Raw genomic sequence first — 26,193 nt, 5'->3', positions numbered from 1 at the left:
CAACATTTGAAAATGACACTTGCTCGAAAGTTGTACCGAGGCCGCCTAGCGGCAAACAGGGTCCAGTTGCATAAAGCCCCGATTTTTCGGGGTTTTTTGTTATTTGGCAACAGAATCACTGGGCTATTTAGCCCTTTTTTTATGTCTTGGGGGTGGGCTTGTCCACATTAGAGCAACAGTTAACAGAGATGCTTTCGGCACCCGTAGAAGCGTTGGGCTTTGAGCTTGTAGGCATCGAATTCATTCGTGCGCGCCAATCGACGCTCCGCATCTATATTGATAGTGATAACGGCATCAATGTTGATGATTGCGCTGATGTCAGCCACCAGGTCAGCGCTGTATTGGACGTCGAAGATCCAATCACGGTCGCTTACAACTTGGAAGTCTCCTCTCCTGGCCTTGATCGCCCGATGTTCACCGCAGAACACTATACGCGTTACCTCGGTGAAGAAGTCAGCCTGGTCCTGCGCATGGCGGTACAGAACCGTCGCAAGTGGCAGGGTATTATCAAGTCTGTCGAAGGCGAGATGATCACGGTTACTGTGGAAGGGAAAGATGAAGTGTTCGCGCTGAGCAACATCCAGAAAGCGAACCTGGTACCCCACTTTTAAAGTTTGGAAGAGGCAACTAGGATGAACAAAGAGATTCTGGCTGTTGTTGAAGCAGTTTCCAATGAAAAATCCCTTCCGCGCGAGAAGATTTTCGAAGCGCTGGAAACTGCATTAGCCACCGCAACCAAGAAAAAATACGAGCAGGAAATCGACGTGCGCGTCAGCATTGACCGTAGAACGGGCGATTTCGACACCTTCCGCCGTTGGGTCGCCGTAGACGAAGTGACTCAGCCGACGCGTGAAATCACACTGGAAGCCGCTCAGTTTGAAGATCCGAGCATCGAGCTCGGCGGCTACGTCGAAGATCAGATCGAATCTGTGACCTTTGACCGTATCACCACCCAAACCGCCAAGCAGGTTATCGTGCAGAAAGTACGTGAAGCCGAGCGGGCGATGGTGGTCGACGCTTTCCGTGAACACGAAGGTGAGATCGTCACCGGCGTGGTGAAGAAAGTGAACCGTGACAGCATCGCGCTGGATCTGGGCAACAACGCCGAAGCGGTCATTGGCCGTGAAGACATGCTGCCGCGCGAAAACTTCCGTCCGGGCGACCGCATTCGCGGCGTATTGTATGCCGTACGTCCCGAAGCTCGCGGCGCGCAGCTGTTCGTCAGCCGTTCCAGCTCGGAAATGCTGAAAGAACTGTTCCGCATCGAAGTGCCGGAAATCGGCGAAGAAGTGATCGAAATTAAAGCGGCAGCCCGCGATCCAGGCTCTCGCGCGAAAATTGCAGTGAAAACCAACGACAAGCGCATCGACCCGGTCGGCGCCTGCGTAGGTATGCGCGGTGCGCGCGTTCAGGCCGTGTCGAGCGAGCTCGGCGGCGAACGCATCGACATCATCCTGTGGGATGATAACCCCGCGCAATTCGTCATCAACGCCATGGCGCCGGCCGACGTCGCGTCGATCGTGGTAGACGAAGATAACTGCACCATGGATATCGCCGTTGAAGCCAGCAACCTGGCACAGGCGATCGGCCGTAACGGCCAAAACGTGCGTTTGGCTTCCCAGCTGCTGAAACAACACCGCGGCGACGATCGTTGGGAACTGAACGTGATGACGGCGGACGACCTGCAGGCCAAGCACCAGGCCGAGGCTCATGCCGCTATTGATACCTTCACCAAGTATCTTGATATCGACGAAGATTTCGCCACCGTACTGGTTGAAGAAGGCTTCTCCACGCTGGAAGAGCTGGCCTACGTGCCGATCAAAGAGCTGTTGGAAATCGACGGTCTGGATGAAGATACGGTTGAAGCATTGCGCGAACGCGCCAAAGCTGCATTGACCACGCTGGCCCTGGCACAAGAAGAAAGCCTGGGCGACAACAAACCGGCCGACGATTTGCTCAACCTGCCGGGTCTTGAGCGCAGCATGGCCTTTAAACTGGCCGCGCGTGGGGTTTGTACGCTGGAAGATCTTGCCGAGCAGGGTGTTGACGATCTGGCTGATATTGAAGGGCTTAGCGATGAGCAAGCCGGTGAGCTGATCATGGCTGCACGCAATATCTGTTGGTTTGGCGACAACGCGTAATAACTGTAGCAGGAAGGAACAGCATGACGACAGATGTAACCGTAAAATCGCTGGCAGCAGAGATTCAGACTCCGGTTGATCGCCTGGTACAGCAGTTTGCTGATGCAGGGATCAACAAGTCCGAGTCGGACTCTGTTACCCAGCAAGAAAAAGAAACATTGCTGGCGCACCTGAACCGTGAACACGGCAGCGCGCCAGGTAAACTCACTTTGCAGCGCAAAACGCGCAGCACCTTGAATATCCCGAGCACCGGCGGTAAAAGTAAATCGGTGCAAATTGAGGTCCGCAAGAAACGCACTTATGTAAATCGCGATACGCAGGAAGCCCAGTTGGCTGAAGCGGCAGAGCAGGCACAGCGTGAAGCGGAAGAGCAGGCACGGCGCGAAGCGGAAGAGCTCGCAAAACGCGAAGCGGAAGCGAAGCGCGCAGCCGAAGAGCAAGCCAAACGTGAGGCCGCGGAGATTGCTAAGCGTAATTCAGCGGAAAAAGAAAAAGTGACCAATCAACATACCGACGAAATGACCAAGCCAGCTCAGGCGGAAAAAGCACGCCGTGAAGCCGAAGCCGCTGAACTGAAACGTAAAGCGGAAGAGGAAGTGCGCCGCAAGGTTGAAGAGGAAGCCAAGCGCGTGGCGGAAGAAGCCCGTCGCATGGCCGAAGAGAACGGCGAGAAGTGGGCCCAGGCCGACGCGGCAAGCGCTGCGGTTGAAAGTGCCGACTATCACGTGACCACCTCTCAGCATGCGCGTGCCGCAGAAGACGAAAACGACGCCAAAGTTGAAGGCGATCGTCGTAGCCGCACCCGCGGCGGCAAAGCGACCAAGCAGAAGAAAGGCAACAAGCTGTCCGAATCCAAAGCGGATCGCGAAGAAGCGCGTGCCGTTACCCGTGGCGGTAAAGGCAAACGCAAGCCTAGCGCTCTGCAGCAGGGCTTCAACAAGCCGGCGCAGGTGGTTAACCGTGACGTGGTGATCGGTGAAACCATCACCGTGGCCGAGCTGGCCAACAAGATGGCGGTAAAAGGTTCTCAGGTCATCAAAGTGATGATGAAGCTGGGCGCTATGGCCACCATCAACCAGGTTATCGACCAGGAAACCGCACAGCTGGTTGCCGAAGAGATGGGCCACAAAGTTATTCTGCGTCGTGAAAACGAGCTGGAAGAAGCGCTGATGAGCGACCGTGATACGGGCGCTGCGGCTGAGCCGCGCGCGCCGGTCGTGACCATCATGGGCCACGTTGACCACGGCAAAACCTCTCTGCTGGACTACATCCGCTCCACCAAAGTGGCGGCGGGCGAAGCCGGCGGCATTACCCAGCACATCGGTGCCTACCACGTAGAAACCGAGAACGGCATGATCACCTTCCTGGATACCCCGGGCCACGCCGCGTTTACCTCGATGCGTGCTCGTGGTGCTCAGGCGACTGACATCGTGGTTCTGGTGGTGGCGGCCGACGACGGCGTGATGCCACAAACCATCGAAGCTATCCAGCACGCGAAAGCGGCGCAGGTGCCATTGGTGGTTGCGGTGAACAAAATCGACAAGCCGGAAGCCGATCCGGACCGCGTTAAGCAGGAACTGTCCCAGTACGGCGTGATGCCGGAAGAGTGGGGCGGCGAAGCGCAGTTCGTCCACGTGTCCGCGAAAGCCGGTACCGGTATCGACGAGCTGCTGCAGGCTATCCTGCTGCAGGCCGAAGTTCTGGAGCTGAAAGCGGTACGCAGCGGCATGGCGAGCGGCGTAGTGATCGAGTCCTTCCTGGATAAAGGCCGTGGCCCGGTTGCCACCGTGCTGGTTCAGGAAGGTACGCTGAACAAGGGCGATATCGTCCTGTGCGGCTTCGAATACGGCCGTGTGCGTGCGATGCGCGACGAGCTGGGCCGTGAAGTGACCTCCGCCGGTCCGTCTATCCCTGTGGAAATCCTGGGTCTGTCCAGCGTGCCTGCAGCGGGTGACGAAGCGACCGTGGTGCGTGACGAGAAGAAAGCGCGTGAAGTGGCGCTGTATCGTCAGGGCAAGTTCCGCGAAGTCAAACTGGCGCGTCAGCAGAAGTCCAAGCTGGAAAACATGTTCGCTAACATGACCGACGGCGAAGTGTCTGAGCTGAACATCGTACTGAAGTCCGATGTGCAGGGTTCTTGCGAAGCGATCAGCGACTCGCTGCTGAAACTCTCTACCGACGAAGTGAAGGTGAAGATTGTCGGCTCCGGCGTAGGTGGGATCACCGAAACCGACGCGACGCTGGCTGCGGCTTCCAACGCCATCATCCTGGGCTTCAACGTGCGTGCCGACGCTTCTGCGCGCCGCGTGATCGAAGCGGAAAGCCTGGATCTGCGTTACTACTCCGTGATCTATAACCTGATCGACGAAGTGAAGCAGGCGATGAGCGGCATGCTGGCGCCGGAATACAAGCAGCAGATCATCGGCCTGGCCGAAGTGCGCGACGTGTTCAAATCGCCTAAGTTCGGCGCTATCGCCGGCTGTATGGTTACCGAAGGGACCATCAAGCGTCACAACCCAATCCGCGTACTGCGCGACAACGTGGTTATCTATGAAGGCGAGCTGGAATCCCTGCGCCGCTTCAAAGATGACGTTAACGAAGTCCGTAACGGCATGGAATGTGGTATCGGCGTTAAGAACTATAACGACGTGCGCGTCGGCGACATGATCGAAGTGTTCGAAATCATTGAGATCCAACGCACCATCGCTTAACGATTGCACATCTGCTTATATCTGTTTACGGGGGGCCTTTGTGCCCCCCGATTTGTCTGGAGAATCCAAAATGGCAAAAGAATTCAGCCGCGGTCAACGCGTGGCGCAAGAGATGCAGAAAGAGATTGCGATCATTCTGCAGCGTGAAGTTAAAGATCCGCGCGTCGGCATGGCGACCGTTTCCGGCGTGGAAGTGTCCCGCGACCTGGCGTATGCCAAGGTTTACGTCACCTTCCTGAACGTATTGACCGAGAACCACGATCCGGATCTGGTCACCAACGGCATCAAAGCGTTGCAGGACGCTTCCGGCTATATCCGTACCCTGCTGGGCAAAGCGATGCGCCTGCGCGTGGTGCCGGAGCTGACATTCGCTTACGACAACTCCCTGGTGGAAGGCATGCGCATGTCCAACCTGGTGACCAACGTGGTGAAGAACGACGCCGAGCGCCGTTCCGCCTCAGGCGATGACAAGGAGGATTAATGAGTCGCCCTCGTCGCCGCGGCCGTGACATCCACGGCGTGCTGTTGCTGGACAAGCCGCAGGGGTTGTCGTCCAACGATGCGCTACAAAAAGTAAAACGTCTGTACAACGCCAACCGAGCGGGCCATACCGGCGCGCTCGATCCGTTGGCGACCGGCATGCTGCCTATTTGCCTGGGCGAAGCGACCAAGTTTTCGCAATACCTGCTCGATTCCGACAAGCGCTATCGGGTGATCGCCAAGCTGGGGCAGCGTACCGATACCTCCGACGCCGACGGCCAGATCGTGCAGGAGCGCCCGGTGAATTTCACCCAGGCGCAGCTCGACGCGGCGCTGGACACCTTCCGCGGCGACATCCAGCAGGTGCCGTCGATGTATTCGGCGTTGAAATACCAGGGCAAGAAACTCTACGAGTATGCGCGCCAGGGGATTGAAGTGCCGCGCGAAGCGCGCAGCATCACGGTGTACGAGCTGCAGTTTATCCGCTGGGAAGGGGATGAGCTGGAGCTGGAGATCCACTGCTCGAAAGGCACCTACATCCGCACCATCACCGACGATCTCGGCGAGCTGCTGGGCTGCGGCGCGCACGTGATCTATCTGCGCCGCCTGCAGGTGGCGACTTATCCGATCGCGCGCATGGTGACGCTGGAACAGCTGAACGCTTTGCTGGCGCAGGCGCAGGAACAAGAAATCGCGCCCGGCGAGCTGCTCGATCCGCTGCTGATGCCGATGGACAGCCCGGTTGAGAACTATCCGGAAGTGAATTTGCTGCCGGTGGTTGCGGGTTACGTCAAGCAGGGGCAACCGGTGCAAGTCGCCGGCGCGCCGGCTTCCGGCCTGGTGCGTATCACCGAGGGTGAAGAGCGAAAATTCATCGGCGTTGGCGACATCGCCGAGGATGGTCGCGTGGCGCCGCGCCGCCTGGTGGTCGAGCATTTCGACTGACGGCGGGGCACTGCGTCGCCTTGCGATCGCACTGCGCTAAGAGTAGAATGGCGCAGCTTATGCATTGGGTTGCTGAATTAGAGATCGGCGCCTGTTTTTATTATCTATAATCTGGAGTATTACAATGTCTCTAAGTGTTGAAGCTAAAGCTCAAATCGTAGCTGATTTCGGTCGTGGTACTAACGACAGCGGTTCTACCGAAGTTCAGGTTGCCCTGCTGACTGCGCAGATCAACCATCTGCAAGGCCACTTCTCCGAGCACAAAAAAGATCACCACAGCCGTCGTGGTCTGCTGCGTATGGTTTCTCAGCGTCGTAAGCTGCTGGACTACCTGAAGCGTAAAGATGTAGCACGTTACACCAGCCTGATCGAGCGTCTGGGTCTGCGTCGCTAATCTAGCAAGTTTCAGTGGAAAGGGGCCTATTTTGGCCCCTTTCTTCTAGGAAGCATAAGCAAATCAGGTTAATGTATTACTGATGTTTCCAAACAGGTTCTTCCGTTACAGAGGTTCGCGCGGCTAATGAGAGGCTTTATCTCCTGCCTGAGATAAGGATTGTCATTAGTCGCGAGGATGTAGTGAGAAGGCAAATCGAGTCACAGGCGTGTCGAGTCGTCAATGCGATTGCGCGCCGCTAATCAAGGATATAATTTTGCTGACACCGATCATTCGCAAATTCCAGTATGGCCAGCATACCGTCACCATCGAAACCGGTATGATGGCTCGTCAGGCCACCGCCGCCGTTATGGTGAGCATGGATGACACCGCCGTATTTGTTACCGTCGTTGGCCAGAAAAAAGCCAAGCCGGGCCAGAGCTTCTTCCCGCTGACCGTTAACTACCAAGAGCGTACTTACGCCGCCGGCCGCATCCCGGGCAGCTTCTTCCGTCGCGAAGGCCGTCCGAGCGAAGGCGAGACCCTGACTTCCCGTCTGATCGACCGTCCGATCCGTCCACTGTTCCCGGACAGCTTCCTGAACGAAGTTCAGGTGATCGCGACCGTGGTTTCCGTTAACCCGCAGGTGAACCCGGACATCGTCGCGATGATCGGCGCCTCTGCCGCCCTGAGCCTGTCCGGTATTCCGTTCAACGGCCCAATCGGCGCAGCGCGCGTAGGTTACATCAACGATCAGTATGTGCTGAACCCGACAACTGACGAGCTGAAAGAAAGCCGTCTGGATCTGGTGGTTGCCGGTACTGCAGGCGCGGTGCTGATGGTTGAATCCGAAGCGGAAGTGCTGAGCGAAGATCAGATGCTGGGCGCCGTGGTGTTCGGCCACGACCAGCAGCAAGTGGTTATCGAAAACATCAACTCCCTGGTTGCCGAAGCCGGCAAGCCGAAGTGGGATTGGCAGGCCCCTGCGGTCAACGAAGCGCTGCACGCGCGCGTGGCTGAACTGGCCGAAGCTCGCCTGGGCGACGCTTACCACATCACCGAAAAACAAGAGCGTTACGCTCAGGTTGACGCGATCAAAGACAGCGTGGTTGAAACCCTGCTGGCGCAGGACGAAACGCTGGACGCCGGCGAAATCCAGGACATCCTGGGCAACGTCGAGAAGAACGTGGTGCGTAGCCGCGTACTGCGTGGCGAGCCGCGTATCGACGGCCGTGAAAAAGACATGATCCGTGGCCTGGACGTGCGCACCGGCGTACTGCCGCGCACCCACGGTTCCGCGCTGTTCACCCGTGGCGAAACTCAGGCGCTGGTTACCGCGACCCTGGGTACCGCGCGCGACGCACAGAACCTGGACGAGCTGATGGGCGAGAAGACCGACAGCTTCCTGTTCCACTACAACTTCCCTCCGTACTCCGTAGGCGAAACCGGCATGGTCGGTTCTCCTAAGCGTCGTGAAATCGGTCACGGTCGCCTGGCGAAACGCGGCGTATTGGCTATGATGCCTAAACCGGAAGATTTCCCGTACACGGTTCGCGTCGTGTCTGAAATCACCGAATCCAACGGTTCTTCTTCCATGGCTTCCGTGTGCGGCGCATCTCTGGCGCTGATGGACGCCGGTGTGCCAATCAAGGCTGCCGTTGCGGGTATCGCGATGGGCCTGGTGAAAGAAGCCGATAACTTTGTGGTTCTGTCCGACATTCTGGGTGACGAAGATCACCTGGGCGACATGGACTTCAAAGTGGCCGGTAGCCGCGACGGTATCACTGCGCTGCAGATGGACATCAAAATCGAAGGCATCACCCGCGAGATCATGCAGGTGGCTCTGAACCAGGCCAAGGGCGCGCGTCTGCACATCCTGGGCGTGATGGAACAGGCTATCAGCTCCCCACGCGGCGATATCTCCGAATTCGCACCGCGTATTCATACTATCCGCATCAACCCGGATAAAATCAAAGACGTGATCGGTAAGGGCGGTTCCGTTATCCGCGCACTGACCGAAGAGACTGGCACTACCATCGAAATTGAAGATGATGGTACAGTTAAAATCGCTGCGACCGACGGTGAGAAGGCGAAATTCGCTATCCGTCGTATCGAAGAGATCACGGCAGAGATCGAAGTGGGCCGTATCTATCAGGGTAAAGTGACCCGTATCGTTGATTTCGGCGCGTTCGTCGCTATCGGCGGTGGTAAAGAAGGTCTGGTACACATTTCTCAGATCGCCGACAAGCGCGTCGAGAAAGTGACCGACTATCTGCAGATGGGTCAGGAAGTGCCGGTTAAGGTGCTGGAAGTTGACCGTCAGGGCCGCGTGCGTCTGAGCATCAAAGAAGCGATGGCGCCGGAAGCGGGTTCACCTGCGCCTGAAGCAGAATAACTGTATAGATAGTTTTACAGCTCCCCACCATGGGGTTGGGAGCTGTTCGTATCGCGCGGGTAGGATGCCCGCGTTTTAGCAAACGGAGGACAGGACGTTCATCCAATGTTTGTCTTCGGGAGTGGGAAATGAAGCCTTTCTTGCGCTGGTGTTACGTTGCGACAGCACTCATGCTGGCAGGATGCAGCAACCATGATTGGCGTAAAGACGAAGTTTTGGCAATCCCGTTGCAGCCAACGTTGCAGCAGGAAGTGATCCTGGCGCGCATGGAACAAATTCTTGCCAGCCGGGCACTGACGGACGACGAACGCGCACAGCTTTTATATGAGCGCGGTGTGCTGTATGATAGCCTCGGGTTACGTGCATTAGCGCGCAATGATTTCTCGCAGGCGCTGGCGATACGTCCCGACATGCCGGAAGTTTTCAACTACCTGGGCATTTACTTAACGCAGGCAGGCAATTTTGATGCTGCCTATGAAGCGTTTGATTCTGTACTAGAGCTTGATCCAACTTACAATTACGCGCGTTTAAACCGGGGCATCGCACTGTATTATGGCGGCCGCTTCCCGTTGGCGCAGGATGATCTGCAGGCGTTTTATCAAGACGACCCAAACGATCCCTTCCGTTCGTTATGGCTGTATCTGGTGGAGCGAGAAATCGATCCCAAGAAGGCCGAGGTAGCGCTTCAGCAGCGCTATGACAAAGCGGACAGAGGGCAATGGGGATGGAATATTGTCGAATTCTACCTGGGCAAGATCAGCGAAAAAACGCTGATGGAACGCCTCAAGGCAGATGCAACGGATAACACTTCGCTCGCTGAGCATCTCAGTGAAACTGACTTCTATTTGGGTAAACACTACCTGAGTCTGGGGGACAAGGACACCGCTTCGGCGCTGTTCAAACTGACGGTGTCTAACAACGTTCACAACTTTGTTGAGCACCGCTATGCATTGTTGGAATTGGCGCTTTTGGGCCAAGAGCAAGACGACCTATCGGAATCGGACCAGCAATAGCTGACGAACACCTATCAGCCTGATGGACATTGGTTTTTAACCAAAGTTATCGCCTTAACGGGCGAGGGCTTTTTTGTTCGTTTTATAATCTAATTTGAGCCGGTTCACACTTTTCAATGAAAATGACTGAAAATTTTCTCGACGAGTTATGTAGACTGGCTGCCATTATTAATGAGGCACGTGTACATGACGACTGAGTTTGAAACCTCTTTTGCTGATCTGGGGCTGTCTGCTCCAATCATTTCCGCCCTGAACGATCTGGGCTATGAAAAACCATCTCCGATCCAGGCTGAGTGTATTCCTCACCTGTTGAACGGCCGCGACGTGCTGGGCATGGCACAGACCGGTAGTGGTAAAACCGCAGCGTTCTCGCTGCCGCTGCTGCACAACCTGCAGGCAGACCTGAAAGCACCTCAGATCCTGGTGCTGGCACCGACCCGCGAACTGGCGGTTCAGGTTGCCGAAGCGATGACCGATTTCTCCAAACACATGAACGGCGTCAACGTGGTAGCCCTGTACGGCGGCCAGCGTTACGACGTACAGCTGCGCGCTCTGCGCCAGGGCCCGCAAATCGTTGTGGGTACCCCAGGTCGTCTGCTGGACCACCTGAAGCGCGGCACCCTGAACCTCTCTAACCTGAGCGGTCTGGTGCTGGATGAAGCCGACGAAATGCTGCGCATGGGCTTTATCGAAGACGTAGAAACCATCATGGCTGAGATCCCGGCAGAACATCAGACCGCGCTGTTCTCCGCCACCATGCCGGAAGCGATCCGTCGCATTACCCGCCGCTTCATGAAAGAGCCGCAGGAAGTGCGCATCCAGTCCAGCGTGACCACCCGTCCGGACATCAGCCAGAGCTACTGGTCGGTCTACGGCATGCGTAAAAACGAAGCGCTGGTGCGTTTCCTGGAAGCCGAAGACTTTGACGCGGCGATCATCTTCGTTCGTACCAAGAACGCGACCCTGGAAGTGGCCGAAGCGCTGGAGCGCAGCGGTTACAGCAGCGCCGCGCTGAACGGCGACATGAACCAGGCGCTGCGTGAGCAGACCCTGGAGCGCCTGAAAGACGGTCGTCTGGATATCCTGATCGCGACCGACGTTGCGGCCCGCGGCCTGGACGTTGAGCGCATCAGCCTGGTTGTCAACTATGACATCCCGATGGACTCCGAGTCTTACGTTCACCGTATCGGCCGTACCGGCCGTGCGGGTCGCGCCGGCCGTGCGCTGCTGTTCGTGGAAAACCGCGAACGCCGCCTGCTGCGCAACATCGAACGCACCATGAAGCTGACCATCCCTGAAGTGGAGCTGCCAAACGCAGAACTGCTGGGCGAGCGTCGTCTGGCCAAGTTCGCTGCGAAAGTTCAGCAGCAGCTGGAAAGCAGCGATCTGGATCTGTACCGCGCACTGCTGACCAAACTGCAGCCGGAAGAAGAGCTGGATATGGAAACCCTGGCCGCAGCGCTGCTGAAAATGGCTCAGGGCGAACGTCCGCTGATCCTGCCGCCGGATCCGGTCTTCAAACCGCGCCAGCGCCGTGAGTTCAACGACCGTGACGATCGCCGCGGTGATCGTGGCGACCGTCGCGATAGCCGTGACGGTGACCGTCCGCGTCGCGAACGTCGTGACGTTGGCGAAATGCAGCTGTACCGCATCGAAGTGGGCCGCGACGATGGCGTAGAAGTCCGTCATATCGTTGGCGCTATCGCTAACGAAGGCGACATCAGCAGCCGTTACATCGGTAACATCAAGCTGTTCGCTTCCCACTCCACCATCGAGCTGCCAAAAGGCATGCCGGGCGAGATCCTGAATCACTTCACTCGCACTCGCATCCTGAACAAGCCGATGAACATGCAGCTGTTGGGCGATGCACAGCCGTTCGAACGTCGCGAGCGTCGTGACGGTGGCAACGGTGGCGAGCGTCGTGGCAACGGTAACGGCCGTCCGTTCAACGGTGAACGTCGCGAAGGCGGCCCACGTCGTTCCTTCGGAGAACGTCGCGAAGGCGGTAACGGCGGCGAGCGTCGTGGCGGTAACTACAACCGTGACGGCAAGCCGGCGCCACGCCGTGATGACAGCGCACCGGCAGCACCACGTCGTCGTTTCGGCGACGCGTAATCGCTGATTCACCGTTCGCGGTGAAGCGCTCTGAAAAACCAGCCTGCGGGCTGGTTTTTTTATGCCTGAAAATTGCCGTCAAACGCCCCTGAATGGCGTATCATTCATAAGGTTTTTTCTTATGGATGATATGCACGGGAGATGCCATGAGTTGGCAGCAGTTCAAATCTCAATACCTGGTGCGCTTTTGGGCGCCGCTGCCGGCGGTGATCGCTGCCGGGATCCTTTCTACCTACTACTTCGGCATGACCGGCACCTTCTGGGCGGTGACCGGGGAATTCACCCGCTGGGGCGGCCATGTGCTGCAGTGGTTCGGCCTGCACCCCGAGCAGTGGGGCTATTTCAAGGTTATCGGCCTGCAGGGCACGCCGCTGGAACGCATCGACGGGCGCATGATCATCGGCATGTTCGCCGGCTGCACCGCCGCCGCGCTGTGGGCCAACAACATCAAGCTGCGCCAGCCGCAGCACCGCATTCGCATCGTACAGGCGCTGCTGGGCGGCATCATCGCCGGTTTCGGCGCGCGCCTGGCGATGGGCTGTAACCTGGCAGCGTTTTTCACCGGCATCCCGCAGTTCTCGCTGCACGCCTGGTTCTTCGCGCTGGCGACCGCCGCCGGCTCCTACTTCGGCGCCAAATTCACGCTGTTGCCGATGTTCCGCATCCCGGTCAAATTGCAAAAGGTGAAGTCCGCCGCGCCGTTGACGCAGAAGCCTGAGCAGGCGCGCCGCCGCTTCCGGCTGGGCATGGCGGTCTTCGGCCTAGCGGTGGCCTGGTCGCTGTGGACGCTGTTCGATGCGCCGAAGCTCGGTATCGCCATGCTGTTCGGTATCGGCTTCGGTTTGCTGATCGAACGCGCGCAGATCTGCTTCACCTCGGCGTTCCGCGATCTGTGGATCACCGGCCGCACTCACATGGCGAAAGCCATCATCATCGGCATGGCGGTGAGCGCCATCGGCATCTTCAGCTACGTGCAGCTCGGCGTGGCGCCGAAGATCATGTGGGCCGGCCCGAATGCGGTGCTGGGCGGCTTGCTGTTCGGCTTCGGCATCGTGCTGGCTGGCGGTTGCGAAACCGGCTGGATGTACCGCGCGGTGGAAGGGCAGGTGCACTACTGGTGGGTGGGGCTGGGCAACATCATCGGCGCTACGCTGCTGGCCTATTACTGGGACGATCTGGCGCCGGCGCTGGCGACCGACTACGACAAGATCAACCTGCTCGACACCTTCGGCCCGATCGGCGGCCTGCTGGTGACTTACCTGCTGCTGGCGCTGGCCTTCGCCGCCATGCTGTGGTGGGAGAAACGCTTTTTCCGCGCCCGGCCTGAGGCGCAGGTGGTGAATTTGAGGAGCATGCCATGAAAGCGACGACGATAGTGCCGGACTACCGGCTGGACATGCTGGGCGAGCCTTGCCCGTACCCGGCGGTGGCGACGCTGGAGGCGATGCCGCAGTTGAAACCGGGGGAGATCCTGGAGGTGATCAGCGATTGCCCGCAGTCGATCAACAACATCCCGCTTGATGCGCGCAACCACGGCTACAAGGTGCTGGATATCCAGCAGGACGGGCCGACCATCCGCTACCTGATCCAGCGTTAACGCCGAGGCGGTGGGGTTCCCCACCGCCTTTTCGCTTTTTATCCCTTCACGATGTCGCCCTTCACGCCGGCAACAATCTCGAACGAACGCAGCCGCGCCTGGTGATCGAAAATCTGGCCGTTGACCATGATCTCGTCGGCATCGGTTTCACGCAGCAGCGTTTGCAGCCCGTGGCGCACCGTTTTTTCATCGCCGACGATCGACATCCGCAGCGCCTGTTCGACGCCGTATTGTTCACCGGCGGTCCACAGCGCGTGGATGTTATCCACTGGCGGCGGCAGCGGACCGGGCGAACCGCGGCGCAGATTGATGAACTGCTGCTGCATCGAGCTGAACAGGAAGCGTGCATCGCTGTCGCTCTCGGCGGCGATCACGTTGACGCACACCATGGCGTGCGGCTGCGCCAGCTGTTTGGACGGTTTGAAGTTCTCGCGGTACAGCTGCAGCGCCTGGAACAGCATATCCGGGGCGAAGTGCGAGGCGAAGGCGAACGGCAGGCCGAGCTGCGCCGCCAGCTGCGCGCTATAGAGGCTGGAACCGAGCAGCCAGAGCGGCACGTGCAGCCCCTGGCCCGGCACCGCCTGCACCGGCTGGCCGGGCTGCGCGTCGCAGAAATAGTTTTGCAGTTCCTGCACGTCGCGCGGGAAGGTATCCACGTCGCCGGACAGGTGGCGGCGCAGCGCCATCATGGTGCGCTGGTCGGTGCCGGGCGCGCGGCCCAACCCCAGGTCGATGCGCCCCGGGTAGAGCGACTCCAGCGTGCCGAACTGCTCGGCGATCACCAGCGGCGCATGGTTCGGCAGCATCACGCCGCCGGAGCCGAGGCGAATGCTCTGGGTGCCGGCGGCCAGATAGCCCAGCAGCACCGAGGTGGCGGCGCTGCCGATGCCGGTCATGTTGTGGTGCTCGGCCAGCCAGTAGCGCTGGTAGCCCCAGCGTTCGGCGTGCTGCGCTAAGTCCAGCGAACAGTGGAAAGCGTCGCGCGCTTTGGCCCCTTGCGGGATTGGCGATAAATCCAGTACCGACAGCGGTACCGCAGTGTGTTCAGTCATGACATCGTCCATCAGAGAGTGGATCGCTTAAAGGGCGATTGCAGGAGTCTGCATACCAAAAAGCCGAAAAAAGATGCTTTTTAGTGTTAAAAGCATAATCCAATTTATAGTTATAAAAGAGGAGATATGTGCTTGTGATATCCTCATGAGAGCAATGGTGTTTTTTGGAGCAATTTGAGACATGGAAATGATGATCCCCGCCCGCCGCTTACCGTTCCGGGAGCTGACATAATGAAAAAAAAGACGCTGTTTACCCTGTTGCTGATGTTGGCGGCGATCGCATTGGCGATCCTGTTCCGCGCGCACAATCAGGATCTGTTGCTGCAGGGTGAAGTGGATGCCCCCGAAGTGATCGTCGCATCCAAGGCGAAAGGCCGGGTCGTTGAACGCCTGATCGAACGCGGCGACGACGTGAAAAGCGGCCAACTGATCATTCAACTCGATAGCCCCGAACTGATGGCGCAGCTGCGTTCCGCGCAGGCGACGCGCGACGAGGCCAAGGCGCAGCTCGAGCTGTCGCTGCACGGCACCCGTGAAGAGAGCATCCGCAACCTGCGCGCCAACCTGGCGCAGGCCGAGGCGCAGTACCGCAATGCGCAAAACGACTACAACCGCAACCTGAGCGTGGCCGGCAAGGGCTATATCTCGAAGTCCGAGCTGGACGCTTCGCGCCGGTCGCGCGACACCGCCTTCCAACAGGTGCAGGCCGCCAAGGCCAATCTGGATGAAGGCATCAACGGCGACCGCGTCGAGCAGCGGCAGCAATATGCGGCGGCGCTGCGGGCGGCGGAAGAGAACCTGCTGCAGATCCAGGCGCAGAGCGACGATCTGCAGGTGAAAGCGCCGGTGGACGGCGAAGTGGGGCCGATCCCGGCCGAAGTGGGCGAATTGCTGAACGCCGGCAGCCCGCTGGTGACGTTGATCCGGGTGCCGGACGCCTACTTCGTGTTTAACCTGCGTGAAGACATCCTGGCCCACGTGCGCAAAGGCGACAAGGTCACGCTGCGGGTGCCGGCGCTGAAGGACAAAATGATCGACACCGAGGTGCGCTACATCGCGCCGCTGGGGGATTACGCCACCAAACGCGCCACCCGCGCCACCGGCGACTTCGACCTGAAAACCTTCGAAGTGCGCCTGTATCCGTCACAGCCGGTGGACGGCCTGCGTCCGGGGATGAGCACCTTATGGCAATGGAAAGAGTAAGGGCCGGCTGGCGCTGCTTCAGTCACGCGTTCGACAAAGAGTGTCGCGTCGCCTTTCGCAGCCCGGTGGTGCACTGGCTGAGCTGGATCTTTCCGCTGATCCTGTTTGCGCTGATCAGCAGCAACTTCTCCGAAGGCACGCTGCTCGATCTGCCGGTCTCGGTGGTGGACAGCGATCACAGCCCGCTGTCCAAATCGCTGACGCGGCGGCTGGACGCCGGCTCGCACGCCCACGTCGAGGCATATGGCGGCGGGCTGCCGGAGTCGCTGAGCCGCCTGCGCAGCGCGCAGGATTACGCGTTGCTGTATATCCCGCCGGACTTTGAGGCCAACGCGCTGTCGGGCAAACAGCCTAGCGTAGTGATGTACTACAATGCGTTGTTCTACGGTGCCGGGCTGTACTCCACCCAGGACTTTGGCGGCCTGATGAACGAAATCAACGCCAGCACCCGCAGCATCATCGCCACCGAGATGGGCAAGACGCTGCCGCCGTTGGCGGACGTGACGCTCTCCTACGGCAGCCTGTTCAACGCCAGCGGCAGCTATATCTATTACCAGCAGTTCGCCGCCACCATCCACCTGCTGCAGCTGTTCGCGGTGACCTGCATGATCTACGTGCTGGCGCGCAGCAAGTCGCTGCTGCAGGCCAAGCCGTTCAGCCTGGCGCTGCTCGGCAAGCTGGCACCGTACACGCTGTGTTTCACCACCCTGCTGATGGTGGAGATCGCGGCGCTGGTGGGTATCTTTGACGCCCGCGTCAGCGGCAATCCGCTGTTTATGCTGATGATCGGCCTGTTCTACGTGATGGCGGCGCAGAGCATCGGCCTGCTGCTGTACACCTTTACCGGCAGCACCATCACCGCCTACAGCCTGATTGGTATTTTGGTCAGTATCGCGATGACCTTCTCCGGCATGGCGGTGCCTGAGCTGTCGATGCCGCTGCCGGCGCGCATCATTTCCAACATCGAACCGCTGACCCACGCGCTGTACGCGATGTTCGACGTGTTCCTGCGGCAGGTGCACGCCAGCGCCATCTTCAGCGTGTGCGCGCTGCTGGCGGTCTATCCGCTGGTGGCCGCGCTGCTGGTGCGCAATCGCCTGCCGGCGCGGCTGGCAAAAGAGGGGAACGCCGGATGAAGCTCTATTGGCAAACCTTCGTTAAGGTGTTGCTCGGCATGCTGGAGCGGCCGGTGTGGCTGATGCTGATCCTGTCGCTGTGCATCATGAGCCTGGTGTACGCCAACCGCACGGTGTGGGATCTGCCGGTGGGGGTGGTCGATCAGGACCACAGCACCGCCAGCCGCCAGCTGATCCGCCAACTGGACGCCACCTCCAAGATAGCGATTGAAACCTACGACAGCCTGGAACAGGCACAGCGCGATCTCAGCTGGCGCAAGCTGTTTGCGGTGATCATCATGCCGGTGGATCTGGAGAAGAAGATCCTCAGCGGGCAGAACATCGTGGTGCCGGTGTACGGCGACGCCACCAACCGTCTGGCCAACGGCCAGATCCAACAGGACGTGGTGGCGGCCTATCAGCAGCTGCTGACGGAGTACAACAACGGGCTGCTGCTGCGCAGCGGTTTCAGCGAACGGCAGGCGCAGATACTGCTGACGCCGATACTGGGGCAAACGCTGGACGTGTTTAACCCCGGCATCAGCTTCGCGGCGATCATCTTCCCCGGCCTGTTGGTGATGCTGTTGCAGCACTCGCTGCTGATCGCCTGTATCCGCGTCAATATCGCCATGAAGAGCATGCCCGGCGGCAAAGCGCCGCTGGCGGCGCACCTCGGCGGGCTGACGGCGCTGCTGCCGATCTGGCTGTTCCTGTCGATCGTGCTGTTCGTGCTGTGGCCGTGGGTCTTGGGCTATCGGCAGACGGCGAACATCGCCGAACTGCTGCTGCTGACCTTCCCGTTCCTGCTGGCGGTATTGGGGCTGGGCAAGCTGGTGACCGAGTGCCTGCGCAGCGTCGAGATGATCTACCTGACGCTGGCGTTCATCACGACGCCGGTCTTCTACCTGTCCGGCACTATCTGGCCGCTGCAGTCGATGCCGGCCTGGGTGCGCGCCATCTCGTACAGCATTCCCTCCACCTGGGGCACCAAGGCGATCGCCGGCGTCAACCAGATGGGGCTGTCGCTGAATGAAGTGTGGGGCGACGTGATGATGATGCTGGTGCTCGGCGTGGTCTACACCCTGCTGGGCTTCGGCGTGGCCTTCTTGCGCAACAGCGTGGCGCTGCGTGGGATGTTCAGGAAGCGGCGGGCGAGTTGATTGAAAACTCCCCTCGGTGAGGAGGGGAGCGAGGATCACCCCACCAACTCCAACCCCGCCACGCGGCGCCAGTAGCCGTTGCAGTCGGCGTGGTCGGTCAAGGCCAGCGGCTGCTCGCCGCGCTCGTTGGCGCGGAAGGCATCGATCTGTGCCAGCGTCTCGGCGCCCTGCGGCGACAGTCGCACGATGTCCACCAGCCCCTGCATGCTTGGCAGCTCGTTGCCGAGGTTGTAGCAGTAACCGCTCATGGTCTGGATGCCGTTGAGTACGAACACCTGCTGCTGTTCCTGGGAGCGCATCATGCGGCCCTGCGGATACTTGATGCAGCAGGTTTCGCACTCGTCCTTGCCGCGGTTTTCCGAGCGGGCGGTGAAGCAGCGCGCCGAATAGGCCAGCGGCAGATGGCCGTAGCTCAGCACTTCCACCTCGAAGTCGTGGCGGAAGCCCAGCTCGTCGCACTGCGTCAGCAGATTGGCCAGCCAATCGCGTGACAGCTCGACCGGCATGCACCAGCGCATCATGCCCTGGCGGCGCAGCAGGCGCAGAGTATAGGCGTTGTAGCAGTTCAGCGCATGGCCGGCCACGAACGGCAAGCCGCGCTCCGCCGCCATGTTCACTGCGCCCAGATCGTTGGCTTCAAACAGGAACTCGCCGTTCTCCACATAGCGTTTCAGCTCATTCAGTTCGGACGGCGCCTGCAGCAGCGCCAGCGTGGAGATCACCACCTGCTTGCCGCTGCGGGCGATGTCGCGCGCCAGCGCCAGCCAATCGCCGACCTTCATCTCGCGCCGCTTGGTGCAGACGCTCTCGCCGAGATAAATGATGTCGGCGTTACTCTCCGCCGCCTGCTGATAGAACGCCGCGATGTCGTTTTTCGGCCAGTAGTAGAGTACCGGCCCCAGTGCGTATTTCATGTTTCCTCCGGCTACTGCCATTTGCGGTGATAGGCGCCCAGCGTGGTCTGGGTGCCCTCGGACATCGCGCCCAGCGTCTCCATCCAGGCGGCGTCGGCGCGGTAGGCGGCCGGATCGGCCTGGCAACGGTCGATCGCCTGGCGCCAGACGCGTGCCACCTGGCTGACGTAAGCCGGGCTGCGCTGGCGGCCTTCGATCTTCACCGAGGCAATGTTGGCGGCCAGCAGCTCCGGCAGCAGCTCCAACGTATTGAGGCTGGTGGGCTCTTCCAGCGCGTGGTAGCGCACGTCGTCCACCAGATAGCGGCCCTTGCACAGCGTCGGGTAACCGGCGTTTTCATGGTCCTGGTAGCGGTCGATCAGCACGTCGTTCAGGCGCGACTCCATGCCCTGTGCGGTTTGCTGCCAGCGCACGAAACGCGCCGGCGAACAGGCGCCGACGGTGTTCGGCGACTCGCCGGTCAGGTAGGAGGAGAGGTAGCAGCGCCCTTCGGCCATGATGCACAGGCTGCCGAAGGCGAACACTTCCAGCGGCACCGGGCTGGTGCGCGCCAGCTGTTTCACCTGGTGCATCGACAGCACCCGCGGCAGCACCACCCGGCCGACCTCGAAGTTGCGTTGGTAGAAACGGATCGCCTCCTCATTGGTGGCGGAAGCCTGCACCGAAACGTGGCGTTCCAGCTGCGGGTAGCGCTGGGCGGCGTATTCCAGCATCGCCAGATCCGCCAGAATCAACGCGTCGGCGCCCAGTTGGGCGGCCATATCCACCGCGCGCTGCCAGCGGGCGTAGCCGTCGGGATGGGCGAAGGTGTTGATGGCGATATGCAGTTTGCGGCCGTGGCGATGCACGTAATCGACCGCTTCCTGCAGCTTTTTCTCGGTGAAGTTAAGGCCGGCGAAGTGGCGCGCGTTGGTATCGTCTTTCAGACCGATGTAAACGGCATCGGCGCCGTTATCCACCGCGGCCTTCAGGGCCGGCAGGTTGCCGGCGGGACAAAGCAGCTCCATAGATTTATCCTGGCTTAGCCGTGCGCCCGGCCGGGCGCACGCTGTCTTTAAAGGTTGCCGGCGGCGGTGTTCCGCCGGCAAATGCGAATCGGGGAGGTCATTTTAGGCAATGGGGCACACACAGGTTTTGATTTGAGGCAGCTTATGGCGTATTGATAAACATGGCGGTGAAATGCACTATTTGTTGATATAGACCGCTGAAGCCGCGCGTCAGTGTGGCAAAATAGCGGTAGTCCGTATTAAAAGGAGTGGATGACCGTGTTGGAACAACTACGAGCACGCCTTGTGCGCCAGGGGCCGTCGCTGCTGCGCATCCCGTTGAAATTCACGCCGTTCGCTCTGCAGCGCCAGCTGCTGCAACAGGTGCTGAGCTGGCAATTCCGCCAGGCGTTGGCGGATGGGGATCTGGAGTTTCTCGAATCGCGTTGGTTGAAGATCGAAGTTCGCGATCTGGCGCTACAATGGTTTATGACGGTAGAAAACGACAAACTGGTGGTCAGCCAGCACGCCGAAGCGGACGTCAGCTTCAGCGGCGACGCCAACGATCTGATCCTGATCGCGGCGCGCAAGCAAGATCCGGATACGCTGTTCTTTCAGCGTCGGCTGCAGATTGAAGGGGATACCGAATTGGGCCTGTATGTGAAAAATTTGATGGACGCCATCGAGCTGGAAAGCATGCCTGCGCCGCTGCGCATGGGGCTGTTGCAGTTGGCTGATTTTGTCGAAGCAGGGTTGCAGGAGGGCACGGCGTCGGCTTCCCGTGTGGCGGTATCATGCTGATCCGCGTAGAGATCCCGGTAGACGCGGCGGGCATCGATGCCTTGCTGCGCCGCGCCTTTGGCCGCGACGACGAAGCCGATCTGGTGCAGCAGCTGCGCGAAGACGGCCTGCTGACGCTGGGCGTGGTCGCCACTGACGACGAAGGCGGGGTAGTGGGTTACGCCGCGTTCAGCCCGGTGGACGTGGCCGGCGAAGACCGCCAATGGGTGGCGCTGGCGCCGCTGGCGGTAGACGAAAGCCTGCGCCGCCAGGGGCTGGCTGAAAAGCTGGTGTACGAAGGCTTGGATTCGCTGAACGAATTCAGCTACGCCGCGGTGGTGGTGCTGGGCGATCCGGCCTACTACGGCCGCTTCGGCTTTAAACCGGCCGCCGCCTATGGCCTGCACTGCCGCTGGCCGGACACGGAAAGCGCGTTTCAGGTGTATCCGCTGGCGGAAGATGCCCTGAATGGCGTCAGCGGCGAAGTGGCTTTTTCTGCGCCGTTTAATCGCTTTTAACGATCGGCAATAGATACTCCAACGACAGCGGCGGGTGATTCACCAGCCGCTCTTTTTGTATTTTGCTCAGCTGTTTGACGCGGTATTCCAGCTTCAGCGCCGTTGAGCGATCCCCCACCTGGCAGTGAAACGCCAGCGTCAATTCCCCTTTGCCGCGCAGCGCCTTGGCGCCTTTGCCGGCCTGATGCTGCGCCAGGCGGCGCGCCACGTCGGTGGTGATGCCGGTATACAGCATGCCACTCGGTAAACGCAGCATATAGAGGTGCCAGAGAGTGGGGGAAGTGTCGGTCATCGTACGCCGTTTCGGTGGCCAGGGTCGGCGTATGATGGCATGTTCGCCATCACAATCCCATCCCCGGCCGCCGGTGCCTTACCGCTTTACCCCTTTTTTCCCGCCAGCTCGAAGCGCGGCGAGACGATGCCGTACAGCGTCCAGCCGAGGAAGGTGGCGATGGCGCCCCACATCATCGCTTCCTCACCGGAGCTGTAGAGCGCATAGAAGCTGTACAGCGCGCCGATACCTGCGATGATATTGGCGATACGCGCCTTGTTGTCCGGCACCTTCGCCACTTTCTGAATAATGACCAGCGCCGCCATCGACAGGATGTAAGGGATGATGTTGGTCACCACCGCCAGGTTCACCAGCACGTTGAACTGCTTGTTCAGCGATGGGCTGATGGTCATCAGCGACAAACCGCTCTGAATGACGACGATGGTCAGCATGCCTTTAACCGGCGCGTCGGCTTTGCTCAGCTTGGAGAAGATTTTCGGAAAGAAGCCGCTGTCGGCGGAGGATTTGAACACCTGAGCGATGGTGAACTGCCAGCCGAGCAGCGAGCCGACGCAGGACATCACCATCAACGCCATGATGATCTTGCCGACCGTTGGGTTGAACATGTGGGAGAACGCCAGCCCGAACGGGGCGGTGGAGTTGGCCAGATCCATGTTCGGCACGATGCCGGCGATCACGTTGGTCGAAATGATATAGATCACCGCCGCGCTGAGGGTGCCGCCCAGTACGGCGATCGGCACGTTGCGCTCCGGATTTTCCACCACGTCGGTGTTGGCGCAGGCGGATTCCAGCCCCAGAAACGCCCACAGGGTCATCGAGATGGAGGCGCCGATGGCTTCGAAGGTCGGCACCTGATGCGGGTTCCAGGCGGCGACGTAGGCGCTGCCGCTGAACCAGTACCAGCCGATGACCGAGATGCCCACCACCGGAATGATCACGCCCCAGACGGTGATGCCGCTGATTTTACCGGTGATGCGCGCACCGCCGAAGTTGGCGACGGTCGCAAGCCACAGCACGCCGATGGTGGCGATACAGATCCCGAGCGGGCTGAGCGTAGCGCCAAACAGCTCGGTGCCGTAGCCGACGGCGGAAATGGCGATGGCGATGTTGGCGATTAGCAGCGAAACGCCGTAGGTGTAGTTCGCCATAAAGTTGCCTGATTTGCCGAAGGCGTATTCGGCGTAGCCGCCCATGCCGCCGGATTTACGGCTGAACATGCCGCATTTGGCGAACGCGTAGGCCAGTGCCATCGAGCCGACGGCGGTCACCAGCCAGGAAACGATCGAAATCGTGCCCACTTCGGCCAGCTTGGTCGGCAGCATAATTATGCCGGAACCCATCATATTCACGGCGGTCAGGATCGTTAATTGCACGACCCCCATTTTATTATTGGACTTACTCATGATCATTTTCTCTTTTAGGATGCGATCCGGGCGGCGGGAATTATCGCCGCCCCGTAAGGTGATTAATTTTTCATGACGTAGCCGTAAGCACGGTTCCAGCCGTCCTCATCCTGTTGGATATAAACGCCCTGCAATTCCGGCGCGAACCCCGGCAATAAATTGATGCCTTCTTCCAGTGCCAGGAAATAACGCTGCGCGGCGCCGCCCCAAATTTCACCGGGCACGACGCACAGCACGCCTGGTGGGTAAGGCAGGGCGCCTTCGGCGGCGATGCGGCCCTCGGCCTTGGCCAGCGACACCAATTCCACATTGCCGCGCACGAACTCGGTATTGGCATCCTGCGGATTCATTACCACGCGCGGGAAATAACTTTTGCGGAACATCTCTTTTTGCAGTTCTTTAACGTCATAGCTGACGTAAAGATCGTGCATTTCCTGGCACAGCTGGCGGATGGTGTAGTTTTTGTAGCGCTGCTGGTGGTTTTTATAGACCGCAGGCAGCACCTCGCTGAGCAGGGAGTTTTGCTCGATGTGCTTCTCGAAGCGGGCGATCAGGGCCACCAGGTGCTGCATCTTGGCGATGTCTTCCGCCGGCGTCAGCAGGAACAGGATCGAGTTGAGATCGCATTTTTCCGGCACGATGCCGTTTTCGCGCAGGTAGTTGGCCAGAATGGTCGCCGGGATGCCGAACTCGCTGTAGCTGCCGGTGGCGGTATCGATACCCGGCGTGGTGAGCAGCAGCTTGCACGGATCGACGAAGTACTGCGACTCGGCATAGCCCTCAAAGGCGTGCCACTTCTCGCCGGGCACGAAGTTGAAGAAGCGCAGATCGTTGGCCATCGCCGCGGTGTCATAGGCCTGCCACGGCTTGCCGTCGATCTGATCCGGCACGAACGGTTTGATCATCGTGCAGGTGTCCAGCAGCATTTTGCGCGCTTCGATGCCCACGCGCACACATTCTTGCCACAGGCGCTGGCCGCTCTTGCCCTCGTGCATCTTGGCGTTGACGTCCAGCGCGGCGAACAGCGGATAGAACGGGCTGGTGGAGGCGTGCAGCATAAAGGCGTTGTTGAAGCGCTTGTGGTTGCAGTAGCGGCTCTGCCCCTTGATATGCTTGTCTTTTTTGTGGATCTGCGAGGTTTGCGAGAAGCCGGCCTGCTGTTTGTGCACCGACTGGGTGACGATGATGCCGGGATCGTTCTCGTTCAGCTCCAGCAGCAGCGGCGAGCAGTCTTTCATCATCGGAATGAACTGCTCATAGCCCACCCAGGCGGAGTCGAACAGGATGTAGTCGCACAGGTGGCCAATCTTGTCGACCACCTGGCGGGCGTTGTAGATGGTGCCGTCGTAGGTGCCGAGCTGGATGATCGCCAGGCGGAACGGGCGGGCTTCGTTGGCGCGTTCCGGCGCCACTTCGCGGATCTGTTGGCGCAGGTAGCGTTCGTCGAAGCAGTGCGCGTCGATGCCGCCGATAAAGCCGAACGGGTTGCGGGCAGTTTCCAGATACACCGGCGTGGCGCCGGCCTGGATCAACGCGCCGTGGTGGTTGGATTTATGGTTGTTGCGGTCAAACAGCACCAGATCGCCGCGCGTCAGCAGGGCGTTGGTCGCCACCTTGTTCGAGGCCGAGGTGCCGTTGAGCACGAAGTAGGTCTTGTCGGCGTTGAATACCTTGGCGGCGTGCTGCTGCGCGGCGCAAGGCGCGCCTTCGTGGATCAACAGATCGCCCAGTTTGACGTCGGCGTTGCACATGTCGGAGCGGAAAAGCGTTTCGCCGTAGAAGTCGAAGAACTGGCGGCCCGCCGGGTGTTTGCGGAAGAACTCGCCGCCCTGGTGGCCGGGGCAGGCGAAGGTGGCGTTGCCCATTTCCACATACTGCGTCAGCGTGTTGAAGAACGGCGGCAGCAGTTCGCTCTCATATTTGGCGGCGGCGGCCTCCAGCTGTTTGCCGTAGAACTGGGTATTCTTGCCGCACAGTTCAAACACACCGTGCAGCGCCGGCAAGACGGCGTTATCCAGCTCTTCTTCGCAGCAGACGGCGACGAACAGCGGAATGTTCAGGCCGTGTTCTTCGATGCGCGCCACCATGCCTTGCGTGACGTCTTCTACCGATAGCACGATGGCGGCGACGTCATTGAAATCGCTGTGGTGCACATCGACGATGTCGCGTTCGGTTTCAAAGCAGCCGAGGGTTTGGGTGTTGGCGGCAATTTTTAATTTTTTCATTTTTCTCATTCTTCAGGCAAAGGCATTCCGCCGGCAAATAATTCCATTTGCCGTTAACGCCTTCACGAAAATAAAGGTGTGCGAGAACCCAGTGATGCCGAAAGGCATTAACTGTGTTCGCTGTTTTATTTAGCTTGGATGCGCTTGGCCGAAATTAAAAATGAATTGCGTGTCCTTCCCGGTTAGCGAGAAAGAGATATTATCACCGGCGTGCGGAGAATAAATAAAACGCAATGACACTCTTATCAACGGCGTAAGAGCGAGGGGGAGGGTTATCTGTAGTTGAAGAATGCGAAACTAAAGCAGCTGCGATGAGCCATCATCATAATATGGGTTGTGCGCCTGATGTGCGCCATTTTTCGGTTATTGTTTTCCATTTTCTAATCCACCTTGCTGAGTGAAAAGATGGCGCTATTTTAACGCAAGGTGGGCTAAAAATCGTGATTAAAGTCACATAAATGCCGGTGTTTATAAATAACTATTCACCTGTTATGCAATGAATTGCATAAGTATCATCCGGGTCCAGAGGTTGGCATGTAAATGAATTGCTAATGCTCGCGGCCCTTAAGCGCTTAATTTCAATGGCGCTCGGAAAGGAATAAAAAAAAGCGGTCAAATAACCGGCTACATGACGATCAAATAAATCCGCCTTGTGTTTTTTATGTTATCAATCTGCTTTATGCAAAAATAAATAAAAATTCATTATTGTTGTGTTTATATTCATGTGTGATTTTTGATGATTATCGTTATTTGTGACTCGCCTCAACAACGCAGG

Annotated in this window: 24 protein-coding genes; 17 read left to right on the top strand and 7 right to left on the bottom strand. The window is 59.1% G+C overall.

The window, feature by feature from the left end:
• Positions 1-158 precede the first annotated feature (158 nt).
• From rimP to yedF, 12 genes are all read left to right on the top strand, one after another.
• Complete coding sequence (gene rimP / locus ACJ8J5_RS08570; RefSeq protein WP_004933515.1) at positions 159-611, top strand: ribosome maturation factor RimP; 453 nt, start codon at positions 159-161, stop codon at positions 609-611.
• 21 nt (positions 612-632) lie between these two features.
• On the top strand, positions 633-2,141 hold the full coding sequence (nusA, locus tag ACJ8J5_RS08565) for a transcription termination factor NusA (RefSeq protein ID WP_019453340.1): 1,509 nt from the start codon (positions 633-635) through the stop codon (positions 2,139-2,141).
• A 23-nt stretch (positions 2,142-2,164) separates the two neighbouring features.
• Positions 2,165-4,852 (top strand): translation initiation factor IF-2, encoded by a 2,688-nt coding sequence (gene infB / locus ACJ8J5_RS08560; RefSeq protein WP_004933511.1) that lies wholly within the window; start codon positions 2,165-2,167, stop codon positions 4,850-4,852.
• Positions 4,853-4,922: 70 nt separating this feature from the next.
• Entirely contained in the window at positions 4,923-5,333 is a 411-nt protein-coding gene (rbfA, locus tag ACJ8J5_RS08555) for a 30S ribosome-binding factor RbfA (RefSeq protein ID WP_004933508.1), read from the top strand.
• Positions 5,333-6,277, top strand: a complete 945-nt coding sequence (gene truB / locus ACJ8J5_RS08550; protein ID WP_025305054.1) for a tRNA pseudouridine(55) synthase TruB — start codon at positions 5,333-5,335, stop codon at positions 6,275-6,277. The genes rbfA and truB overlap by 1 nt, the downstream gene beginning before the upstream one ends.
• Positions 6,278-6,401: 124 nt before the next feature.
• Positions 6,402-6,671 carry a 30S ribosomal protein S15 gene (rpsO, locus tag ACJ8J5_RS08545; protein WP_004933502.1) on the top strand — a complete coding sequence of 90 codons (270 nt, stop codon included), beginning with the start codon at positions 6,402-6,404 and terminating at the stop codon, positions 6,669-6,671.
• A gap of 256 nt (positions 6,672-6,927) precedes the next feature.
• Entirely contained in the window at positions 6,928-9,045 is a 2,118-nt protein-coding gene (gene pnp, locus ACJ8J5_RS08540; RefSeq protein ID WP_025305055.1) for a polyribonucleotide nucleotidyltransferase, read from the top strand.
• 128 nt (positions 9,046-9,173) lie between these two features.
• On the top strand, positions 9,174-10,058 hold the full coding sequence (nlpI, locus tag ACJ8J5_RS08535) for a lipoprotein NlpI (protein WP_004933495.1): 885 nt from the start codon (positions 9,174-9,176) through the stop codon (positions 10,056-10,058).
• 116 nt (positions 10,059-10,174) lie between these two features.
• Positions 10,175-10,255: a protein YrbN gene (gene yrbN, locus ACJ8J5_RS08530; RefSeq protein ID WP_099032700.1), complete on the top strand. Its 81-nt coding sequence runs from the start codon at positions 10,175-10,177 to the stop codon at positions 10,253-10,255.
• On the top strand, positions 10,245-12,173 hold the full coding sequence (locus tag ACJ8J5_RS08525; protein WP_049208592.1) for a DEAD/DEAH family ATP-dependent RNA helicase: 1,929 nt from the start codon (positions 10,245-10,247) through the stop codon (positions 12,171-12,173). Before yrbN ends, ACJ8J5_RS08525 begins: the two co-directional genes overlap by 11 nt.
• A gap of 146 nt (positions 12,174-12,319) precedes the next feature.
• Positions 12,320-13,534, top strand: a complete 1,215-nt coding sequence (gene yedE / locus ACJ8J5_RS08520) for a selenium metabolism membrane protein YedE/FdhT (RefSeq protein WP_265536384.1) — start codon at positions 12,320-12,322, stop codon at positions 13,532-13,534.
• A complete protein-coding gene (yedF, locus tag ACJ8J5_RS08515; protein WP_033641662.1) occupies positions 13,531-13,770 on the top strand; it encodes a sulfurtransferase-like selenium metabolism protein YedF in 240 nt (79 codons plus the stop codon). The genes yedE and yedF overlap by 4 nt, the downstream gene beginning before the upstream one ends.
• A 38-nt stretch (positions 13,771-13,808) precedes the next feature.
• On the opposite strand, the gene ACJ8J5_RS08510 is transcribed toward yedF, so the two are convergent.
• A complete protein-coding gene (locus ACJ8J5_RS08510; protein WP_025305059.1) occupies positions 13,809-14,822 on the bottom strand; it encodes a luciferase-like monooxygenase in 1,014 nt (337 codons plus the stop codon).
• Between the two features lie 231 nt (positions 14,823-15,053).
• Here ACJ8J5_RS08510 and ACJ8J5_RS08505 point away from each other — a divergent pair, with 231 nt between their 5' ends.
• The 3 genes from ACJ8J5_RS08505 to ACJ8J5_RS08495 are packed head-to-tail and all read left to right on the top strand — an operon-like array spanning position 15,054 to position 18,300.
• Positions 15,054-16,025 (top strand): HlyD family secretion protein, encoded by a 972-nt coding sequence (locus ACJ8J5_RS08505; RefSeq protein WP_025305060.1) that lies wholly within the window; start codon positions 15,054-15,056, stop codon positions 16,023-16,025.
• Positions 16,007-17,161, top strand: coding sequence for an ABC transporter permease (locus tag ACJ8J5_RS08500; protein WP_044029869.1), 1,155 nt, complete (start codon positions 16,007-16,009; stop codon positions 17,159-17,161). The genes ACJ8J5_RS08505 and ACJ8J5_RS08500 overlap by 19 nt, the downstream gene beginning before the upstream one ends.
• A complete protein-coding gene (locus ACJ8J5_RS08495; RefSeq protein WP_173888085.1) occupies positions 17,158-18,300 on the top strand; it encodes an ABC transporter permease in 1,143 nt (380 codons plus the stop codon). Before ACJ8J5_RS08500 ends, ACJ8J5_RS08495 begins: the two co-directional genes overlap by 4 nt.
• A gap of 35 nt (positions 18,301-18,335) precedes the next feature.
• On the opposite strand, the gene ACJ8J5_RS08490 is transcribed toward ACJ8J5_RS08495, so the two are convergent.
• A complete protein-coding gene (locus ACJ8J5_RS08490) occupies positions 18,336-19,214 on the bottom strand; it encodes a U32 family peptidase (protein ID WP_043139250.1) in 879 nt (292 codons plus the stop codon).
• 11 nt (positions 19,215-19,225) lie between these two features.
• The gene (gene ubiU, locus ACJ8J5_RS08485) at positions 19,226-20,221 is read right to left on the bottom strand and encodes a ubiquinone anaerobic biosynthesis protein UbiU (RefSeq protein WP_033641666.1); all 996 of its coding nucleotides are present in this window, start codon (positions 20,219-20,221) and stop codon (positions 19,226-19,228) included.
• Positions 20,222-20,479: 258 nt separating this feature from the next.
• On the opposite strand from ubiU, the gene ubiT reads away from it, so the two are divergent.
• Positions 20,480-21,001, top strand: a complete 522-nt coding sequence (gene ubiT / locus ACJ8J5_RS08480) for a ubiquinone anaerobic biosynthesis accessory factor UbiT (RefSeq protein ID WP_039567957.1) — start codon at positions 20,480-20,482, stop codon at positions 20,999-21,001.
• The gene (locus ACJ8J5_RS08475) at positions 20,995-21,498 is read left to right on the top strand and encodes a GNAT family N-acetyltransferase (RefSeq protein WP_048321240.1); all 504 of its coding nucleotides are present in this window, start codon (positions 20,995-20,997) and stop codon (positions 21,496-21,498) included. Before ubiT ends, ACJ8J5_RS08475 begins: the two co-directional genes overlap by 7 nt.
• Here ACJ8J5_RS08475 and ACJ8J5_RS08470 read toward each other — a convergent pair.
• From ACJ8J5_RS08470 to speFL, 4 genes are all read right to left on the bottom strand, one after another.
• Positions 21,485-21,790, bottom strand: a complete 306-nt coding sequence (locus tag ACJ8J5_RS08470) for a GIY-YIG nuclease family protein (protein WP_180548047.1) — start codon at positions 21,788-21,790, stop codon at positions 21,485-21,487. The genes ACJ8J5_RS08475 and ACJ8J5_RS08470 overlap by 14 nt on opposite strands.
• An 86-nt stretch (positions 21,791-21,876) precedes the next feature.
• Positions 21,877-23,193, bottom strand: a complete 1,317-nt coding sequence (gene potE / locus ACJ8J5_RS08465; protein ID WP_047571695.1) for a putrescine-ornithine antiporter — start codon at positions 23,191-23,193, stop codon at positions 21,877-21,879.
• 62 nt (positions 23,194-23,255) lie between these two features.
• Entirely contained in the window at positions 23,256-25,418 is a 2,163-nt protein-coding gene (gene speF, locus ACJ8J5_RS08460; protein WP_049294733.1) for an ornithine decarboxylase SpeF, read from the bottom strand.
• Between the two features lie 272 nt (positions 25,419-25,690).
• Positions 25,691-25,795 carry a leader peptide SpeFL gene (gene speFL, locus ACJ8J5_RS08455; protein WP_004933443.1) on the bottom strand — a complete coding sequence of 35 codons (105 nt, stop codon included), beginning with the start codon at positions 25,793-25,795 and terminating at the stop codon, positions 25,691-25,693.
• Positions 25,796-26,193 lie beyond the last annotated feature (398 nt).

Source organism: Serratia sp. CY43202, assembly GCF_052168755.1.
Lineage (GTDB): Bacteria > Pseudomonadota > Gammaproteobacteria > Enterobacterales > Enterobacteriaceae > Serratia > Serratia bockelmannii.
Note: the sequence above shows the minus strand (reverse complement) of the source record. Positions and strands in the feature narration are given on the sequence as shown.

Bases quoted from the DNA above. Each gene is read 5' to 3' on its own strand.
- yrbN (WP_099032700.1), top strand. From the start codon at position 10,175: ATGAAAATGACTGAAAATTTTCTCGACGAGTTATGTAGACTGGCTGCC.
- speF (WP_049294733.1), bottom strand. From the start codon at position 25,418: ATGAAAAAATTAAAAATTGCCGCCAACACCCAAACCCTCGGCTGCTTT.
- nlpI (WP_004933495.1), top strand. From the start codon at position 9,174: ATGAAGCCTTTCTTGCGCTGGTGTTACGTTGCGACAGCACTCATGCTG.
- infB (WP_004933511.1), top strand. From the start codon at position 2,165: ATGACGACAGATGTAACCGTAAAATCGCTGGCAGCAGAGATTCAGACT.
- ACJ8J5_RS08495 (WP_173888085.1), top strand. From the start codon at position 17,158: ATGAAGCTCTATTGGCAAACCTTCGTTAAGGTGTTGCTCGGCATGCTG.
- ACJ8J5_RS08490 (WP_043139250.1), bottom strand. From the start codon at position 19,214: ATGAAATACGCACTGGGGCCGGTACTCTACTACTGGCCGAAAAACGAC.
- yedE (WP_265536384.1), top strand. From the start codon at position 12,320: ATGAGTTGGCAGCAGTTCAAATCTCAATACCTGGTGCGCTTTTGGGCG.
- ACJ8J5_RS08470 (WP_180548047.1), bottom strand. From the start codon at position 21,790: ATGACCGACACTTCCCCCACTCTCTGGCACCTCTATATGCTGCGTTTA.
- ACJ8J5_RS08475 (WP_048321240.1), top strand. From the start codon at position 20,995: ATGCTGATCCGCGTAGAGATCCCGGTAGACGCGGCGGGCATCGATGCC.
- ACJ8J5_RS08510 (WP_025305059.1), bottom strand. From the start codon at position 14,822: ATGACTGAACACACTGCGGTACCGCTGTCGGTACTGGATTTATCGCCA.
- ACJ8J5_RS08505 (WP_025305060.1), top strand. From the start codon at position 15,054: ATGAAAAAAAAGACGCTGTTTACCCTGTTGCTGATGTTGGCGGCGATC.
- nusA (WP_019453340.1), top strand. From the start codon at position 633: ATGAACAAAGAGATTCTGGCTGTTGTTGAAGCAGTTTCCAATGAAAAA.
- rbfA (WP_004933508.1), top strand. From the start codon at position 4,923: ATGGCAAAAGAATTCAGCCGCGGTCAACGCGTGGCGCAAGAGATGCAG.
- rpsO (WP_004933502.1), top strand. From the start codon at position 6,402: ATGTCTCTAAGTGTTGAAGCTAAAGCTCAAATCGTAGCTGATTTCGGT.
- ubiU (WP_033641666.1), bottom strand. From the start codon at position 20,221: ATGGAGCTGCTTTGTCCCGCCGGCAACCTGCCGGCCCTGAAGGCCGCG.
- potE (WP_047571695.1), bottom strand. From the start codon at position 23,193: ATGAGTAAGTCCAATAATAAAATGGGGGTCGTGCAATTAACGATCCTG.
- yedF (WP_033641662.1), top strand. From the start codon at position 13,531: ATGAAAGCGACGACGATAGTGCCGGACTACCGGCTGGACATGCTGGGC.
- speFL (WP_004933443.1), bottom strand. From the start codon at position 25,795: ATGGAAAACAATAACCGAAAAATGGCGCACATCAGGCGCACAACCCAT.
- ACJ8J5_RS08500 (WP_044029869.1), top strand. From the start codon at position 16,007: ATGGCAATGGAAAGAGTAAGGGCCGGCTGGCGCTGCTTCAGTCACGCG.
- truB (WP_025305054.1), top strand. From the start codon at position 5,333: ATGAGTCGCCCTCGTCGCCGCGGCCGTGACATCCACGGCGTGCTGTTG.
- ACJ8J5_RS08525 (WP_049208592.1), top strand. From the start codon at position 10,245: ATGACGACTGAGTTTGAAACCTCTTTTGCTGATCTGGGGCTGTCTGCT.